Genomic DNA, 16058 nt, shown 5'->3' on the forward strand with positions numbered 1-16058 from the left:
GAGGATATAGATGAATGAGTTAAACAAAAGTATTGGGGAAAATATATATGTTAAATTAATCGGTGAAAAAAGGTTTAAAGGTATATTAATAGACGTAGGAAATGACATTATTGTTCTTTACAATGGACAAGACTATGTATATATATCTTTATATCATGTACAATACTATAAATTTTTAAGACCACATGACGAAGACATACTAAAACCAGATGTTGATTCTGTAATTAAGAGGGAATCCCCTTCAATTTCTTTGAGAAAAGTATTAAGTACTTCTAAAGGGATTTTTACAGAAGTTTATGTAGCAGGAAATGCTCCAATACATGGTTATGTTACAAGTGTGATGAACGACTATATTGTTTTTTATAGTCCGGTTTATAAAACGGTATATATATCTTTAAAGCATTTAAAATGGTTAATTCCGTATAAAGAAAACCAAGTACCGTATGCCCTCAATAAAAATGAACTCCCCGTAAATCCGTTAAATATTACATTAGCTAGAACATTTGAAGAACAGCTTATTAAAATGACTGGGAAAATTATGGTGTTTGATTTAGGTGAGGAGTCCAATAAAATTGGAAAAATGGCGAAAATTGATGAAGGTCATATTGAAATATCAAAAGCACGTGATGCAAAAATGTATGTGAATATTCAACATGTAAAATCCGTCCATTGTCCGTAGATTAGTTGGAAGGGCTGACTTTTTCTTTTATATGCAGAAGAAAAGGTCGAGCCTATTTGTTTTAGTTTAATTTGAAGATGAGGGGAAAAATGAATTGAATATAAACATAGTATAGTGTGATTTTTTAAAAGGTAACTTTACACTAACTTATAAAAATTGTGTACGAGCTATCTTTTTATGTATTCAATTTATTTTTTGAGGAGGAGCTGCTCAACTAATTTATTAAAGGGGTTTTGTTTGTGGAGCAGTTTCCGAATTCGTTATCAATTACATTGCTTGGTAGTGCTGGTGGAGCAGCAAAAGCAGTTTTAGCAATTTTAAATCAAGCGATAGCAAATGAAAAAGATCCAATTTATGAAGTATTAAAGAATGCCAAATTTCATTTGGTGGATATAAAACAAAAAGATAGGACTTATTATGATGATTTGTTTTCGAATTTGAAAAGTCAATTATATTTATATGAAATAAACCTTCAAAATGTAGTGGAATTTAAACAACATTTAAAAGAAAAAAGAACGAGTGTTGTGATTGATGTTTCAGGGGCAGATACAATTAGAGTATTAAGCTGCTGTAATGAACTAGGAATTTGTTATATTAACTCAGCCTTGGAAAATGAGGCAGTAGATCAGGACGATAGCTTAATCGGCTTTCAGCTTACGGAAAGATATACAAGGTTTGAGAAGGAGAAAGAGAAATTTACAAATACAAAAGCGATTATAGGTGCAGGTATGAATCCAGGTGTTGTTCAATGGATGGTTGTTGAGCTTATGAAGGAACGACCAAATGAAAGGCCAAGAGCATGTTATATTGTAGAACATGACACATCGTTTTTGAATGATACAGCACTTATAAAGCCACATACACTTTATGCTTCATGGGCAGTAGAGCGATTTTTAGATGAAGCAATCTGGAGTTATCCGATGTATATGAGTCATCATCGTCCTCTTTACTTTTATGAAGATGTATATGCTTCAGAGTATAAAGTGAAGTTAGGAGAAAAAGAATTCTATGGTTGTTTAATGCCACATGAGGAAGTATTAATTTTAGGGAAAAACTTTAATATGGAAGTTGGTTTTCTTTACCGAATTAATGAGTATACAACAAATATAATTAGACAGAACTTAGATCAAGTAGAAGATTTATGGAACTGGAATCGTAAAGTGTTTAATCCAGCGGAAGAAGAGGTTGCTGGAGAGGACTTGGTCGGTGTGTTACTCGTTTATGAAAATAGTGAGACATATATGTATAATGTGATGAATAGTAGCCAAGTTTTTCGTAAATATAAAACGAATGCAACGTATTTTCAAGTAGGGTGCGGGATTTATGCGGGCTTGTCCAGTTTACTTTTAGATCAATTTGAACAAGGTGCTTATTACGTTGAGGAGTTGTTATTAAATACAGAAAGTAAGTACGGTGAGTATTTAAATTTATATATGAAGGATTTTGTAATAGGGCATAATAATTTTACGGATGGATTGTTACATGACAGGGTAAGATGGATGTAAGTTGTTACCAAAAGGAAGGGGAGATCTCCTTCCTTTCATTATTATAAGGTTAAATATTGCCCTGAAAGCAATTTCATACTTATACTTTAAGGAGATAACAATGAAAGTTTTTTGTATCGATCAAGGGGAGTTTTTATATGAATAAATACAAGAGCTTGATTTATGAAGAAAGAAGAGCCTTAAAGGTATTTATATTATTATTTTATATTATATTCTTTTTATATGACGCTATATATTATTTTGTATATCCTGCTATGAATATTAGTGGAACAGCGGTAGGTTGGCCAGAAGGTAGTCTTGGGATAGGTGTGCCTATATTTGTAATAGCATTATTTCCTATTTCTATATATCTTCAAAAAAGAGGGTATGTATATTCTGTAAAATATTTATTTTTATTTGGGTACATGTTTATCAATCTTGTGAATAATTTAATGATTTATTTGCGAACGGATAGACCTTTTGAACATGGTAGTATGGTAGAAATGTTATTAATTTTATTTGCCCCAGTTTTCGTGAATAGAAAATACTTTTATTTAGTGTCCTTTAGTGTAATTGGAAAGTACGTATTTTTCACATTGCTATTACAAGATTTAAAAGTGGTAATTCCACTTGTTTTATGTATATTCTATTTCATTATTTCACATTCTTTATTAAAACGATTTCAATCTTATGTAAGAACAGTGGTTGAAATGATGAACAATATGAAAGAGACGGAAAATTTAGCTGTGATTGGGACTATGTCTACAACAATTGCCCATGAAATTCGAAATCCGCTAACAGCGTTAAAAGGGTTTACGCAAATGCAAAAAGAAAGAAATCCAACTGATACGATGAGCTACGACATTATGCTACAAGAAATTGAAAGGGTTAATGGATTTGTTAGTGAATTGATGTTGTTAGGAAAACCAAAGCCAACAAATTATGAAAGGTGTAATATACGAGATATCCTTCTATATGTTGTGCATCTAATGGAAAGTTATGCAACGCAATATAGAGTTAAATGTCATATACAAGTAGATGGGAATTTACCGGCTATAAACGGTGATGATAAGCAATTAAAACAAGTGTTATTAAATATCATTAAAAATGGAATAGAATCAATGCCAGAGGGCGGAGAAATTCATATCCGTGCATATCAAAAAACGCAAGGACATTTGTGTATTTCTGTTGAAGACCAAGGATTTGGTATAGAGAATGATAAATTAGAAAAAATCGGCAAGGCGTTTTACACAACAAAGGAGACTGGTACAGGACTTGGGTTAATGATTACATATAAAATTATTAAGGAACATCAAGGGAGTATCACGATCCAAAGTAGTCTAGGAGTAGGAACGAAAGTAGAAATTTTTCTGCCGACCGTTTAATGTATTGGGAGAAAAGATTTTTCAGAAAAGTGTTCTTGTTGTGTAAATATAAACATTTTATAAAATGTTTCAAGAAGGGTTTTTTTTATAAAATACTTCGTTTATAATGGAGGAAAATATCGACATGAGATTGATTGCTCATGTAGCGGTTCAGTGGTGTTATGAAAAGATAAGAAGGGGTGCACACGCATCCTTTTTTCTATGCAGATATTATGAAAGAGGTGGTATGATGGAATTAACATTAAATTCGACTGTATGTTTACACACGATTCAATTTCGAAAAGAGCAAAAGAATTATATTGTAAAAGATACAATTACAGGAGAAAAATATGAAATGCCGCCACTTTGGATTGATGCATTGGCAATGATGCGTGACGGTTTTTTATTGGGGGAAATTGAGGAGAAATTAAAAGAAGAGTATCCATCCGAAGAAGTGAATATGTTAGCATTCACGAGGCAACTGTTAGAACTAGAACTTGTTGAAATGGTAGATGGAGAAGAGATAGCTTGCACAAAGAAGAAAGAGATAGATTGTTTAGCTTGGGTGCGTCCCCGTGTGGAACAATTCTTTCTTAATTTAAATAGAAAATATAGAAGCAAAGACCAATAGTGGCCTTTGCTTTTTTTAATTCCGCTATTTGCCGGGCAGTAAGACCCCCACTTCAAAATTCAGCGGAAGCAAAGAAGTTAGGTATGGGATGAACAAAACCTCCAATGATCAAAGGTTCACTTTATAGGTTGTGTTTAAAATATAACAGCAAATGCTCTTGCGAAAGCACCGTCACTATTTTTAATTTTTAAAGGTGCTGCTGAGAAAAAGAAACGTTTTGCTTCGATAGCATCTAGATTTGTTAAGTTTTCAATTAAGTAAATATTATTCCCTAGTAATATGTGATGAATCGGTGATGTTTCTGTTGTGACTTCATCAGGAGAAATGAAATCTAAACCGATAGATTTTACTTTTAATCGCACTAGTTCTTTAGCTAATTCTTCAGAAAGATAAAATGCTTCCTTCTCATAAGCCTCTGTATTCCATTTGGTGGATAGATTAGAATGAAAAATAACAATATCACCTTCTTTTATGTCAGTATTATGCAATACTGCCTTAGGTAATTTTCGCTCTTGAATATGTGTTACATCTATAAGAACAGCTTCACCTACAAATTGATCCAGCGGTAATTGATCGATGGTCGTTGCGCCTGAAATAAAATGCGCAGGAGCATCACAATGCGTGCCAACATGAACGACAGAATGAAAATCTGTAACTTGATAGCCTGATTCTTCAACACTTGTAACAGCTTCTAGTTGTATTTTAGGTGTTCCAGGAAATTGAGACATATTATTTTCAAATGTTTGCGATAGATCAATTACTTTCATTTTACATACCTCCAATATATGTTTTTCAAATAATAAAAAGCTCATCCTTCAGTATCAAGAAAGATGAGCTTTACATGCTAGTTGAGTTTTATCTTCCAAAATGCAATGCATTTTGCAGGAATTAGCACCTATTCAGTTTGTATAAACTGAGGTTGCTGGGCTTCAAAGGGCCGGTCCCTCTGCCTCTCTTGATAAAGAAGTATTCAGTTTTTAAAATCGGAATTTTCCGATAGTTAAATTGTAATTCATTTCCTTTTTTCGTGCAATACAAAATAGGTATTCACCCAAATAAAGCTGCTCGCATATTGTAGCTTATGTAAATAGAATGCTGCGAAGGAGTGAGTGCAGTGACAGGAAATGTATTAAATTATTATGCTGGTGGTAATACAGCTAGGGGATTTCACAATTTATACGAAGAGAATTTAAAAGGATTAGACAGATTATTTATCTTAAAGGGTGGCCCAGGAACGGGAAAATCTTCTTTAATAAAGGCAATAGGTCGTGAATGGATTGAAAAAGGATATGATATTGAATTTTTACATTGTTCTTCTGATAATAAATCGGTTGATGGTGTAATTATCCCAAAATTAAAAGTAGGAATTGTTGATGGGACATCGCCGCATGTTATTGAGCCAAAAATGCCAGGAGTTGTTGAAGAGTATATAAATTTAGGAATTGCTTGGGACTCAGATAAACTAAGAAAGCAGAAGTTAGAAATTGAAAGATTTGTTTCAGAAGCAAGCAAAGCTTTTCAGTCTGCTTACGCACGTTTTAAAGAGGCATTGGTTATACATGATGAGTGGGAGAAGATATATATTGATAATATAGATTTTAATAAAGCAAATGAACTAACCAATCAGCTAATCCAGAAATTATTTGCAGATAAAAGCGGGAGACAATCGCTTGTAAAACATCGTTTTTTAGGAGCTGCTACACCGAAAGGAGCAGTTGATTTTGTTCCTAATTTAACAGAAGGGTTACCACATCGTTATTTTATAAAAGGGCGCCCAGGCTCTGGAAAATCAACGATGCTCAAAAAGTTAGCTAAGGCAGCTGAAGAAAAAGGATTTGAAGTTGAAGTATATCATTGCGGATTTGACCCGCATAGTCTTGATATGGTTATCGTAAGAGAATTAGGCTTTGCAATTTTTGATAGCACCGCACCACATGAATATTTTCCAAGTCGCGAGGGTGATGAAATTATTGATATGTATGCCCTTATTGTTACGCCAGGGACGGATGAGAAATATGCGAAGGAAATTCGTGATGTTTCCATTCAATATAAAGCAAAAATGAATGAGGCGATGTCTTTCTTAGCGAAAGCAAAATCGGTTCGTGATAAATTAGAACGAATTTATATTGCTGCTATGGACTTTTCAATAGTAGATGCATATAAAGAGGAGATTCAAAAAGAGTTTGAACGAATTGCTACTACTGTAATCGAAAAGCAACAATAGACGTTTCATTAGGCTGTCAGTAATTTCTGACAGTTTTTTTGGTATGTAGTAAAATTAGTATTGTATTTGTCGAATTTCCAAGGAAATAATCAAAAAATGGAGGTGTTATGCAATGAGAGAGAAAATCGAGTTGGAGTTAGAAAGAATTGAAAAAGAGAATGATGTGAAAATTTTATTTGCGGTAGAATCAGGGAGTCGTGCTTGGGGTTTTCCATCGAAAGATAGCGATTATGATGTTAGGTTTGTTTATATACATCCGGTAGAATGGTATTTATCAATTCATGACAAACGAGATGTAATTGAATATCCAATTAGTGATGATTTAGATATAAGTGGTTGGGATATTAAAAAGGCGTTGCAACTATTCGCGAAGTCGAATCCTGCTTTACTTGAGTGGATTCGATCACCAATTTTTTATTCGAAAAACTCTAATTTTCCAGAACTACTTCAACAGATGAGTGAGAAGAATTTTGATCCAAAAGCAACGATATATCATTATTTACATATGGCGTCGAAAAATTATCGTGAATTTTTGCAAGGTGAGAATGTAAAGCTGAAAAAGTACTTTTATGTATTACGTCCCATTTTAGCTTGTAAGTGGCTAGAAGAGAAAACGACCTTACCTCCTGTAGAATTTGACCGATTGATTAAAGAATTATCATTAGAACGTAGCGTATTAGATGAAATTGAAAAGTTGTTAATAAAGAAAAAAGCAGGTACTGAATTAGATGTTGGATTGAAAATTAAGGTGCTAAATCAATTTTTAGAAGAACAAATTCATTACTATCAGCAATATGTAAAAGGAATTGAAAAGGGATCAGGAATCGATATTGAGAGTTTAAATACATTGTTTCGAGATATGTTGTTTGAAGCATATGAAAAAGAGCACAAGTAAGTTTGTGCCCTTTTTATTTTGTAGGAATGAAGAAAACAGATATAGCTGCGATAAGACCTGCAAAGGAGAATAAGTAAAAATTCCATGCTAAGTCATATTGCATTGTCATAATAATACCGACGAGAATTGGGCCAGCAATTGCACCAACTCGGCCAAGCCCCAGTCCCCAGCCTAAGGAGGTAGCTCGGATATGTGATGGGAAGTATTGTGTTACATATGCATTTAATATTTGAGTAATACCGACTGATCCAATACCAGCAAGGCCAATTAAAAGATAAATGATTGTAACAGATGGTTTGATTGTTAATAGTCCGATACATATGGCTGCCATAAGATAAGAGATGCTAATAACAATTTTTGCTCCTATACGATCAGCAATTGCTCCAGCGAATAATGCGCCGATAGCTGCGGTAATATTTAGCATAAGTAGAAATGACAGACTAGACCCAAGAGGATATCCTGCCTGGCGCATCATCTGTGGTAACCAAGTGTTTAAACCATATATTAAAAACATTCCCATTATATAAGTGATCCAAAAAAGTAGCGTTGCTTTTATGTATTCTTTTGAGAATAAAGTAAAAAATCCATTTTTCTTTCGTATAGTAGATGGGTCTTGATGAGTTTTATCTTTTACATGAAATTCAATTTGAAAACGATTAAGAATTTGGTTCACTTCTTCTTGGCGATTACGTGATAATAAAAATTGAATGGACTCGGGTAAATAGCGAATAATGAAAGGAATGAGGAGTAGTGGAATCATTCCGATACCAAACATAATTCTCCATCCGAAATCTTCTAACATAAGCATGGACAAAATAGCACCTAACACGATACCTAAAGGATAGCCAGTAAACATAAGAGCATAAATAAAAGATTGCCTTTTTTTTGGTGAATATTCAACAGTAAGTGCTGAAGCTGTTGGGATAACACCGCCTAATCCGATTCCTCCTATAAATCGAGATAATCCAAATAACTCAGGAGAAGGAGCGATAGCCGCTAAACCCATTGTGATAGAAAAAAGTGCTAAACAGCATATAAGCGTCCATTTACGCCCAATTAGATCTGTAATCGTTCCAACTAGAATAGCCCCAATAAACATCCCAAATAAAGCATAGCTTGCAATTGTACCAGCATGCGCTGGTGATAGCGCCCAGCTTTTGTCTTCTAGGAGCTTTGGTAGAACGGCACCGTAAATACCTAAATCATATCCATCAGCTAAAATGGCTAGCCAACAAATAAAAACAACAAGTTTTGTAATAGAGCTTGGAAAGATAGTTTCTGTAGATTCTAGATGAGGTGGAGCTGAAGGTTGCATAATATTCACCCCTTTTAATTTGTAGATGAATATATTATTTTATTTAATGTTAATATTTTCCTCCTTGTGTCGAATTTTATCTGAAAAGGGTTTATAACAAATAAAGAAGTTCAACAGTAATTTTGTTGAACTTCTTTATTTGTTTACTCATTATCAACTCGTTTTAACGGTTGATCTGCTGGGCCTTCAAGAACGTCTCCCTCAATTGAAAAACGAGAACCATGGCAAGGGCAATCCCAAGTACAATCACCATTATTCCATTCAACTTCACAGCCGAGATGTGTACAAGTTGTATCGACGATATGTAATTTTCCTTCTTTGTCCTTATAAGCACCTGCTCGTTTACCGTTAACATGTACGACAGATCCTTCACCAACTTCGAGATCTTCTGGCTTACGTAATGCGGTTTCAATCTTTCCTGCAATTAAATGTTTCGCAACATCAATGTTTTGGGAGAGGAACGTTTTTATATCTGGATTTGCATGGAAGCGTGATGGTGCATACAGTTCTTTATAGGGACTGTGAACTTTTAGGATGGAGTCCTTCAGTAGGTGAGCGGCAGCAGTTCCAGTTGTCATTCCCCATTTGCGATATCCAGTTGCAACAAATATATTTGGATTTCTTTCGTTAATATGTCCGATATAAGGAAGCTTATCTAGAGTAATTAAATCTTGTGCTGACCATCTATAAGGAACTTCATCTATTCCAAAAGTGGCTTCAGCAAAAGAATAGAGTGCTTCATAATGAAGCATCGTATTTATTCCCTGACCTGTTTTATGACTCTCTCCGCCAATCAAAATTAATTTTTCTCCATTGTTTGTTATATAGCGTAAGGAGCGCTTTGGATCATCAATACTTAAATACATGCCACCTGGATACTCCGTTTTTGCTTTTATTGCAAGAGCGTAGGAGCGTTCTGCGTACATTCGCGTAAAGAAAAAGCTATTCGCATCATAAAAAGGAAAATGTGAACAAGAGACGACATATTCACAAGTGATATGATGGCCCTCTTTTGTAATTATTTGTGGATAATCGCCCTTTTCCACATCCATAGCTGTTGTTTGTTCGTAGACCTTTCCGCCCATCTCCACAAACTTTTCTAAAAGTGTTTTTAAATAAAGAAGGGGATGGAATTGTGCTTGATTTTTCATTATAAGCGCAGATTGTACTGGAATAGGAATCGATAGAGATTGAACATAGTCACAAGGTATATTTAATTTTTGATAAGCTTCATATTCTTTCGATAAATTTCTTAATCCGTTATCAGTAGTTGTATATAAATATGAATCTTCATTTGAGAAATTACAGTCGATTTTATATGTTTGAACAGTTTTATTTATGAATTGTAGAGCCTTATTATTTGATTCATAGTAAAGCCGGGCCTTTTCTACACCGAAATGATTTATTAATTCATCATAAATAAGATCATGTTGTGCTGTTACTTTCGCTGTTGTATGCCCAGTCGTTCCGTTTAAAATACGGCCGGAATCAATTAAAACAACATCGACGCCTTCTTTTGCAAGTAAATAGGCAGTAGTAATACCTGTAATACCAGCACCGATAATAGCAACTTTCGTCTTTATATTTTCGGATAAACGAGGGAAAGTAGGAAACTGAGTAGATTCAATCCAATAAGATAGCGGCAGTTGTGGAAATGTATCACTTGTCATTGCGGAAACCTCCTGATTTTAGAACAATTTTCCTTTTAATATTTCCATATTATATGAAATTCATGTGTGTTGTTTTAGAAGTAGTCTATTTTTATTAAAAGAGGTTATAAATTATTTTAATATAATTAATTAGGTGGGGCATTATGAAGTAGTAGGATTTATATAAAACTAAATTCAAGTGATTCAGTTTTGTTGATTACATAGGGAGTTATTGAATGAGATAGAGTCTATGGCGTTTAAGAAAATGTCTATATATATTGGGTAAATCCTTATGGAATCTATACATTTTCTTTAGTGAAATAAAGTATGATTATAAAAATATAACCACCTTTTATTACTAGGTCATAAAAGGTGTTGACAATATAGAAATTCTATTGTTATGATTCATCATGTGGAAAGGTTGATAGAGAGTAAAAAGAGAAATGTTTTTCATTGATAATAAAAGCGAAAAATAAGTGACGATAGAGTGAGTATATTTTCCTTATAATAGATGCTTTTTGGATCACCTAGTAAAATCAATCTGGAAGCAAGAATTAATATATGTAAGTTGCGCAAGGCGCGGCATAAGAAAGGAGCAAAAGGATGAAGGAGCTTCATACGTTTGGGTGGTATGCAGCACGTGTATCACCACATTTGCCGAAAAAAGCATTTAAACCAGTGCCTACTCGTTTATTTGGTGGACTGGCTTATTTGCTTGTGGCATTGGCGGGGTTAATAGCGATTGGTGTATTTGAATTGAATGTGTGGGCGAATCTAGGAATTGCAATTGTTCTTGGATTATGTTTTGCTTCACTTGGATTTTTAGGGCATGAAATTTTACATGGAACTGTTGTAAGAAAGGCATGGCTTCGTGACTTCTTAGGCGCGATTGCATTTATGCCATTATCAACAGGGCCAAAGCTTTGGAGAAAGTGGCATAATGCAACGCATCATGTTCATACACAGCATGAAGAGAATGATCCAGATGCATGGCCGACACTTGAGAAACTTAAGAAGAGTAAGTTTTTGAGTTGGGTATATCGTATGCCCCTTCATGTACGTTCATTCTTTAGTTTTCTGTCACTAACAATTCAATTTACATTGCATTCGACTCGAATGTTCTTTCATTTTATAAAAGAATTTAAGTCATCCAATCAAAAATCTGTATGGCTTCAACTTCTTTTACCTTGGACAGTTTGGATTAGTTTATTGTTTATTATGGGACCAGGAAAATGGTTATTTGCATATGTCATTCCGTTGTTAATTGCTAACTTTATTGTAATGGCATATATCGCAACAAATCACCGCTTAAATCCAATTGTTCCAGTAAATGATCCATTAGCAAACTGTTTATCAGTAACAGTGCCGCGCTGGGTAGACGTTTTACATTTCAACTTCTCATATCATACAGAACATCATCTGTTTCCTGCTATGAGTTCAAAATACTATCCGTTAGTAAAAGAGAAGATTAAAGAAATGTGGCCGGAACGCTATCACGAAATGCCGATGACAAAAGCATTGGCAGCACTTTGGAATACACCACGTGTGTATTATCACGGAAGTGAATTAGTTGATCCGCATAGAGAGCATTTCTATGGTTCTTTAGGAAATGGACTAGATCCTCATAATATTTCATATCGTGAGGAACATATAGAAGAAAAAGAGAGTATTAAAAAAGTAAATCAGTAAAAATAGATGTATTTTATAGCAAAAAAGCAAGCTCTTAGTGAGCTTGCTTTTTTGCTATAAAGAAACTTCTTTCTTGTTTTTTCTGCTCACTTGGACGGAGTTAGTTTCTTTTCGTTGTAATCGTTTTTCTAAAAGATTAACAAAATAAGTAAATAGAAGAACAAGTACGAGATAGTATGCACCAACGATTATGTAAGTATCTAATTGTTGGAAGTTACCTGCTGCAATTGATAAACCTGATCCCCATAATTCGGACATTCCTACATAAGCAACAAGTGAAGAATCTTTTAATCCGATAATAAATTGGTTTCCTAGAGGAGGAAGAGACAGACGAAATGCTTGTGGTAATATAATTCGTCGCATAGCTAAAGGATAAGGCATGCCTAAAGAGCGAGCTGCTTCTAATTGTCCCCGGTCAACGGATTGAATAGATCCACGGAAAATTTCGGTAATATATGCACCGTTATGAATTGCTAAAGCGATTGCTCCTGCCCAAAAAGGGGTGAAAACAACAACGGATGTAATTCCAAAATAGAGAATGGCAATTTGAACAATTAAAGGTGTACCACGAATAATAGCAATGTAGACATGAGCGATACTATTTAAAACTTTATTGTTAGAGATTCGAAAGAAAGCGAATAATAATCCAATTAATGAACCGAGTACTAGGGAAGTTAATGTTAATTGTAATGTGACAATAGTAGCTTTTAAGAGTGTGGGATAGGAAGAAATAAAAATTTCAAACATGCGTTTCACCTCATATTGTATAGATTTTAGTAGAGAATGAAATGCCCCACATAAAATGAACACTTAATCAGTGGGGCACTGTTTATGAATCTTTTGAATGGCTAACTTACTTACTTCGTTTTTTCCTCTTCACCAAGAATATTACGCCCGAACCATTTTTTACTGATCTTTTCATACGTACCATCTTTAATGATTTCATCTAACGCTTTATTTACTTGCTCAACCATTTCTTTATCATCTTTGCGGATAGCAATTCCCATTTCATCAAGATTTAATGGTTTTCCGGCTTCTTTTATATTCGATTTTCCTTCTTTTATCATACGTAGACCAACCATTTGATCCGTAATTACTGCATCAACACGCCCAGGCTCTAAGTCCATAAGAGCAGTAATATCACTGTCATATTCTGTGATTTGATCTGTATATTTTGCAACAAGATTTTTAAAGGTACTAGCTTTTACAACACCAATTTTCTTACCTTTTAAATCTTCTGGAGAAGAGATAGCGGTATTCTTTTTAGCCACAAAAATTTGGGCGCCAGAGCGATAGTACGGATTTGAGAAACTAACAGCTTTTAAGCGCTCCTCTGTAATTGCCATACTACCCAGTATTACATCATATTTCTTCGCTTGAAGACCTTGAATTAGCGTTTCCCATGGGTTTGTAACTGGCGTAGCCTTCATGTTCATCTTTTTAGCAAGAGCTTCACCGATTTCTACATCAAAGCCGACAAGTTTGCCGTCATTTTCTTTATAGTTAAAAGGTTTGTATAATCCACTCATCGCATAGCGAAATTCTTTTTCACCATTTGATGAAGTAGTAGAGCTTTCTTTGCTACAAGCTCCTAGTATGAAGGATGTACATAGTGTAATGCTCGCAACAATGGTTAATAGTTTTCTTTTCATAAAACCCCTCCTATATATTGATCATACGAATGGTTTTTTAGTATGTTATTGAAATATTTTATTTGGATGATTAGTTGTGCACCGTATGAATATATTCCTTTTCGTTTGAAACAGAAGTTACATTATAAAACGTTGCGTAAAAATTGTTTTGCTCGTTCATGTGATGGAGCTGAAAAGAATTGTGCTGGCGGAGCATCTTCTACAATCTTTCCATCGTCCATAAAGATGACGCGATCAGCTACATCTTTTGCGAAATTCATTTCATGAGTAACAATAACCATTGTCATCCCTTCTTCAGCAAGTTCTTTCATAACTTGCAATACTTCTCCAACAAGTTCAGGGTCTAAAGCTGAGGTAGGCTCATCAAATAGCATAATCTTAGGGCTCATTGCAAGAGCTCGTGCAATGGCAATGCGCTGTTTTTGACCACCTGAAAGAAGATGAGGAGTTACATCCGCTTTATCTTGAAGGCCGACTTTTTGGAGAAGTTGATTTCCAATATCCTTTGCATTTGCTTTCTCTAATTTTTTTACGTGAATAGGTGCTTCTATGATGTTTTCTAGTGAGGTCATATGAGGAAAGAGGTTAAAGTGCTGAAAAACCATACCGACATTTTCACGGACTTTATTTAAATTTGAATGCTTTGGATCAATTCGCTCACCTTGTAAGTGAATTTCGCCTTCATCGTACATTTCTAAAAAGTTAAGACAGCGAAGTAATGTACTTTTACCAGAACCACTGGCACCAATTAAAACAACAACTTCTTTTTCTTTTACTTCTAAATCAATTCCTTTTAACACATCAAGTGAACCGAATGATTTTACTAGATTTCGAACTTGAATCATACAAAACCCCCAGTTAAAAATATATTTTACAAATGTTGCCCCTTATTTCTGTTATTAGTCATAAATTGTCAGAATCCTTTATTTTTTTCGTGCAATTTGATATTCAAAGAAATAATAATTTTTAAAATCCCTATATCCTTCTATAATGAAAATATGGATAATAATATATAGGTAGTATTTATATTGCTTATAAAAAGGGGGAAAGGGAAGATGGAAAAAGAAAGGAAAACATTTTCTTTTGGATTACGTACACAACTTATGCTATTCACTACAGTTTTAGCTCTCATTACATATTCAACAAGTATATTTTTTATTTACGTGATATACGATTATTTTCAAAGTTATGTAAGTCAAACAGTATATAATATTATCGTTATGTTATTAGGGGTAGTATGGTCTGGAATTTTAGCATATGGAGCAGCCGTATTTTTAATTAAACCGCTTCGCAAGTTAGAGGAAGCGGCAAGAAAAGCAGCTGAGGGTGATATTCGTGAAGATGTTCCATTACCGAAGACAGATGATGAAATTAAATCTTTAAGTGTTGCATTTAATATGATGTTAGGAAACTTAAGGGGCATGGTAAAAAATATTGATACAACATTTTCTTATACAAACAATCAAGTACAGCAGATTAGAAAACAAACAGGCGAAGCAACGAGACAAGCGCAAGGTGTATCTGAGACTCTTGCAGAGATTTCTTCAGGCGCTGAGCAATCAGCAGCATCAATTCAAGCAATTGTTTCTGCTGTTGATACAACGACGTCTATTGCAAGTGAAGTAGAAGAAAAAGCGAAGCAGTCTGATACGTTGTCTTCAGAAATGGTTCAAGCTTTAGGGCATAGTACTCGTGTCTTTACGTCTTTAATTCAAGGTATTCAAACATTGGCAAAAGAAAATGAAGATTCCATGCAAAATGTACAGAAGTTAGAAGAACGAATGAAACAAGTAGAACATATTGTGTCTGTTGTGAGTGCGATTGCTAGCCAAACGAATTTATTAGCACTAAATGCTTCTATTGAGGCAGCTCGCGCAGGAGAGCATGGAAGAGGTTTTGCGGTTGTTGCGGAAGAAGTACGTAAACTTGCTGATGAAAGTGATCATTCTGCAAGAAACATATCTCAGTTATTACGGAATATGCAAGATGAAGTACAACAAGTTGCAATGAAAATGACAGAACAAGTGAAAATAGCTAAAGAAGAGGCGAAACGTGGGGAAGCTACGGAATTAATTTTAAAAGAAATGTCATCAAGTGTTATGGAAGTAGCCGATGCAACTCAGCAAATTAGTAGTTATATGAATGAACAAGTGAGCCACATTCATCAAACAGGAGCACAAACAAAAGCTGTAGCAGCAATTGCTGAAGAAACGTCAGCTGGTTCGCAAGAAGTGGCGCGTGTAACGCTACAACAGTCTAGAAATATGATAGTAATCGATCAATTATTAAAGGATTTAGAGAAGCAAGCAACTGATTTGAAACAAACAATTGAACGATTTTCAATGTAAAAGGAAGAACAGAATGCTGTTCTTCTCTTTTTTATTTAGTTTGATTTAATATTTACAGTTAAACTATGAACGTTTCCGCAACATTCTTTTCTCTCCCTTTCGGATGAAAATTATAGCGAGCTATAATA

Annotated in this window: 13 protein-coding genes, 2 pseudogenes and 1 riboswitch; of the genes and pseudogenes, 9 read left to right on the plus strand and 6 right to left on the minus strand. The window is 34.4% G+C overall.

The features are described 5' to 3' along the window. The first annotated feature begins 10 nt into the window (after positions 1–10). The 4 genes from QCI81_RS16350 (at position 11) to QCI81_RS16365 (ending at position 4158) form a co-directional block, all read left to right on the plus strand. On the plus strand, positions 11–679 hold the full coding sequence (locus QCI81_RS16350; protein WP_001004268.1) for an LSm family protein: 669 nt from the start codon (positions 11–13) through the stop codon (positions 677–679). 239 nt (positions 680–918) lie between these two features. After that, positions 919–2184, plus strand: coding sequence for an S-adenosylmethionine decarboxylase related protein (locus tag QCI81_RS16355; RefSeq protein ID WP_071731328.1), 1266 nt, complete (start codon positions 919–921; stop codon positions 2182–2184). 137 nt (positions 2185–2321) lie between these two features. Next, positions 2322–3548: an ATP-binding protein gene (locus QCI81_RS16360; protein WP_001046108.1), complete on the plus strand. Its 1227-nt coding sequence runs from the start codon at positions 2322–2324 to the stop codon at positions 3546–3548. Positions 3549–3777: 229 nt separating this feature from the next. Next, the gene (locus QCI81_RS16365) at positions 3778–4158 is read left to right on the plus strand and encodes a hypothetical protein (RefSeq protein WP_000424116.1); all 381 of its coding nucleotides are present in this window, start codon (positions 3778–3780) and stop codon (positions 4156–4158) included. 134 nt (positions 4159–4292) lie between these two features. On the opposite strand, the gene QCI81_RS16370 is transcribed toward QCI81_RS16365, so the two are convergent. After that, positions 4293–4925, minus strand: coding sequence for a cyclase family protein (locus QCI81_RS16370; RefSeq protein WP_000862977.1), 633 nt, complete (start codon positions 4923–4925; stop codon positions 4293–4295). Positions 4926–5010: 85 nt separating this feature from the next. Beyond that, positions 5011–5123: riboswitch (SAM riboswitch) on the minus strand. A gap of 149 nt (positions 5124–5272) precedes the next feature. Here QCI81_RS16370 and QCI81_RS16375 point away from each other — a divergent pair. Then, on the plus strand, positions 5273–6382 hold the full coding sequence (locus QCI81_RS16375; protein WP_000147459.1) for a PRK06851 family protein: 1110 nt from the start codon (positions 5273–5275) through the stop codon (positions 6380–6382). Positions 6383–6494: 112 nt separating this feature from the next. Beyond that, positions 6495–7277, plus strand: coding sequence for a nucleotidyltransferase domain-containing protein (locus QCI81_RS16380; protein WP_071731326.1), 783 nt, complete (start codon positions 6495–6497; stop codon positions 7275–7277). 13 nt (positions 7278–7290) lie between these two features. Here QCI81_RS16380 and QCI81_RS16385 read toward each other — a convergent pair whose 3' ends face one another. Beyond that, positions 7291–8592, minus strand: coding sequence for an MFS transporter (locus tag QCI81_RS16385; RefSeq protein ID WP_001183082.1), 1302 nt, complete (start codon positions 8590–8592; stop codon positions 7291–7293). A 143-nt stretch (positions 8593–8735) separates the two neighbouring features. Beyond that, entirely contained in the window at positions 8736–10262 is a 1527-nt protein-coding gene (locus tag QCI81_RS16390) for an FAD-dependent oxidoreductase (RefSeq protein WP_071731325.1), read from the minus strand. 582 nt (positions 10263–10844) lie between these two features. Between QCI81_RS16390 and desB the strand changes: the two genes are divergently transcribed. Continuing rightward, positions 10845–11930, plus strand: coding sequence for a Delta(10) desaturase DesB (desB, locus tag QCI81_RS16395; RefSeq protein WP_000661208.1), 1086 nt, complete (start codon positions 10845–10847; stop codon positions 11928–11930). Between the two features lie 54 nt (positions 11931–11984). Here the strand turns inward: desB and QCI81_RS16400 are convergent, their stop codons facing one another. From QCI81_RS16400 to QCI81_RS16410, 3 genes are all read right to left on the minus strand, one after another. Further along, positions 11985–12740: an amino acid ABC transporter permease gene (locus QCI81_RS16400; protein WP_003269335.1), complete on the minus strand. Its 756-nt coding sequence runs from the start codon at positions 12738–12740 to the stop codon at positions 11985–11987. A gap of 47 nt (positions 12741–12787) precedes the next feature. Next, positions 12788–13582, minus strand: a complete 795-nt coding sequence (locus QCI81_RS16405) for an ABC transporter substrate-binding protein (RefSeq protein ID WP_000823755.1) — start codon at positions 13580–13582, stop codon at positions 12788–12790. Positions 13583–13704: 122 nt separating this feature from the next. Then, the gene (locus QCI81_RS16410; protein WP_000616920.1) at positions 13705–14427 is read right to left on the minus strand and encodes an amino acid ABC transporter ATP-binding protein; all 723 of its coding nucleotides are present in this window, start codon (positions 14425–14427) and stop codon (positions 13705–13707) included. Between the two features lie 375 nt (positions 14428–14802). Between QCI81_RS16410 and QCI81_RS27190 the strand changes: the two are divergent. After that, positions 14803–14988 (plus strand): annotated as a pseudogene (locus QCI81_RS27190) (HAMP domain-containing protein); the annotation flags it as partial. Positions 14989–15357: 369 nt separating this feature from the next. Beyond that, positions 15358–15930, plus strand: a pseudogene (locus tag QCI81_RS27195) (methyl-accepting chemotaxis protein); the annotation flags it as partial. Positions 15931–16058 lie beyond the last annotated feature (128 nt).

The sequence above is a fragment of the Bacillus cereus group sp. MG20 genome (assembly GCF_040459885.1).
Classification (GTDB): domain Bacteria; phylum Bacillota; class Bacilli; order Bacillales; family Bacillaceae_G; genus Bacillus_A; species Bacillus_A cereus.

Bases quoted from the DNA above. Each gene is read 5' to 3' on its own strand.
- QCI81_RS16350 (WP_001004268.1), top strand. From the start codon at position 11: ATGAATGAGTTAAACAAAAGTATTGGGGAAAATATATATGTTAAATTA.
- QCI81_RS16360 (WP_001046108.1), top strand. From the start codon at position 2,322: ATGAATAAATACAAGAGCTTGATTTATGAAGAAAGAAGAGCCTTAAAG.
- QCI81_RS16365 (WP_000424116.1), top strand. From the start codon at position 3,778: ATGGAATTAACATTAAATTCGACTGTATGTTTACACACGATTCAATTT.
- QCI81_RS16370 (WP_000862977.1), bottom strand. From the start codon at position 4,925: ATGAAAGTAATTGATCTATCGCAAACATTTGAAAATAATATGTCTCAA.
- QCI81_RS16380 (WP_071731326.1), top strand. From the start codon at position 6,495: ATGAGAGAGAAAATCGAGTTGGAGTTAGAAAGAATTGAAAAAGAGAAT.
- QCI81_RS16385 (WP_001183082.1), bottom strand. From the start codon at position 8,592: ATGCAACCTTCAGCTCCACCTCATCTAGAATCTACAGAAACTATCTTT.
- QCI81_RS16390 (WP_071731325.1), bottom strand. From the start codon at position 10,262: ATGACAAGTGATACATTTCCACAACTGCCGCTATCTTATTGGATTGAA.
- desB (WP_000661208.1), top strand. From the start codon at position 10,845: ATGAAGGAGCTTCATACGTTTGGGTGGTATGCAGCACGTGTATCACCA.
- QCI81_RS16405 (WP_000823755.1), bottom strand. From the start codon at position 13,582: ATGAAAAGAAAACTATTAACCATTGTTGCGAGCATTACACTATGTACA.
- QCI81_RS16410 (WP_000616920.1), bottom strand. From the start codon at position 14,427: ATGATTCAAGTTCGAAATCTAGTAAAATCATTCGGTTCACTTGATGTG.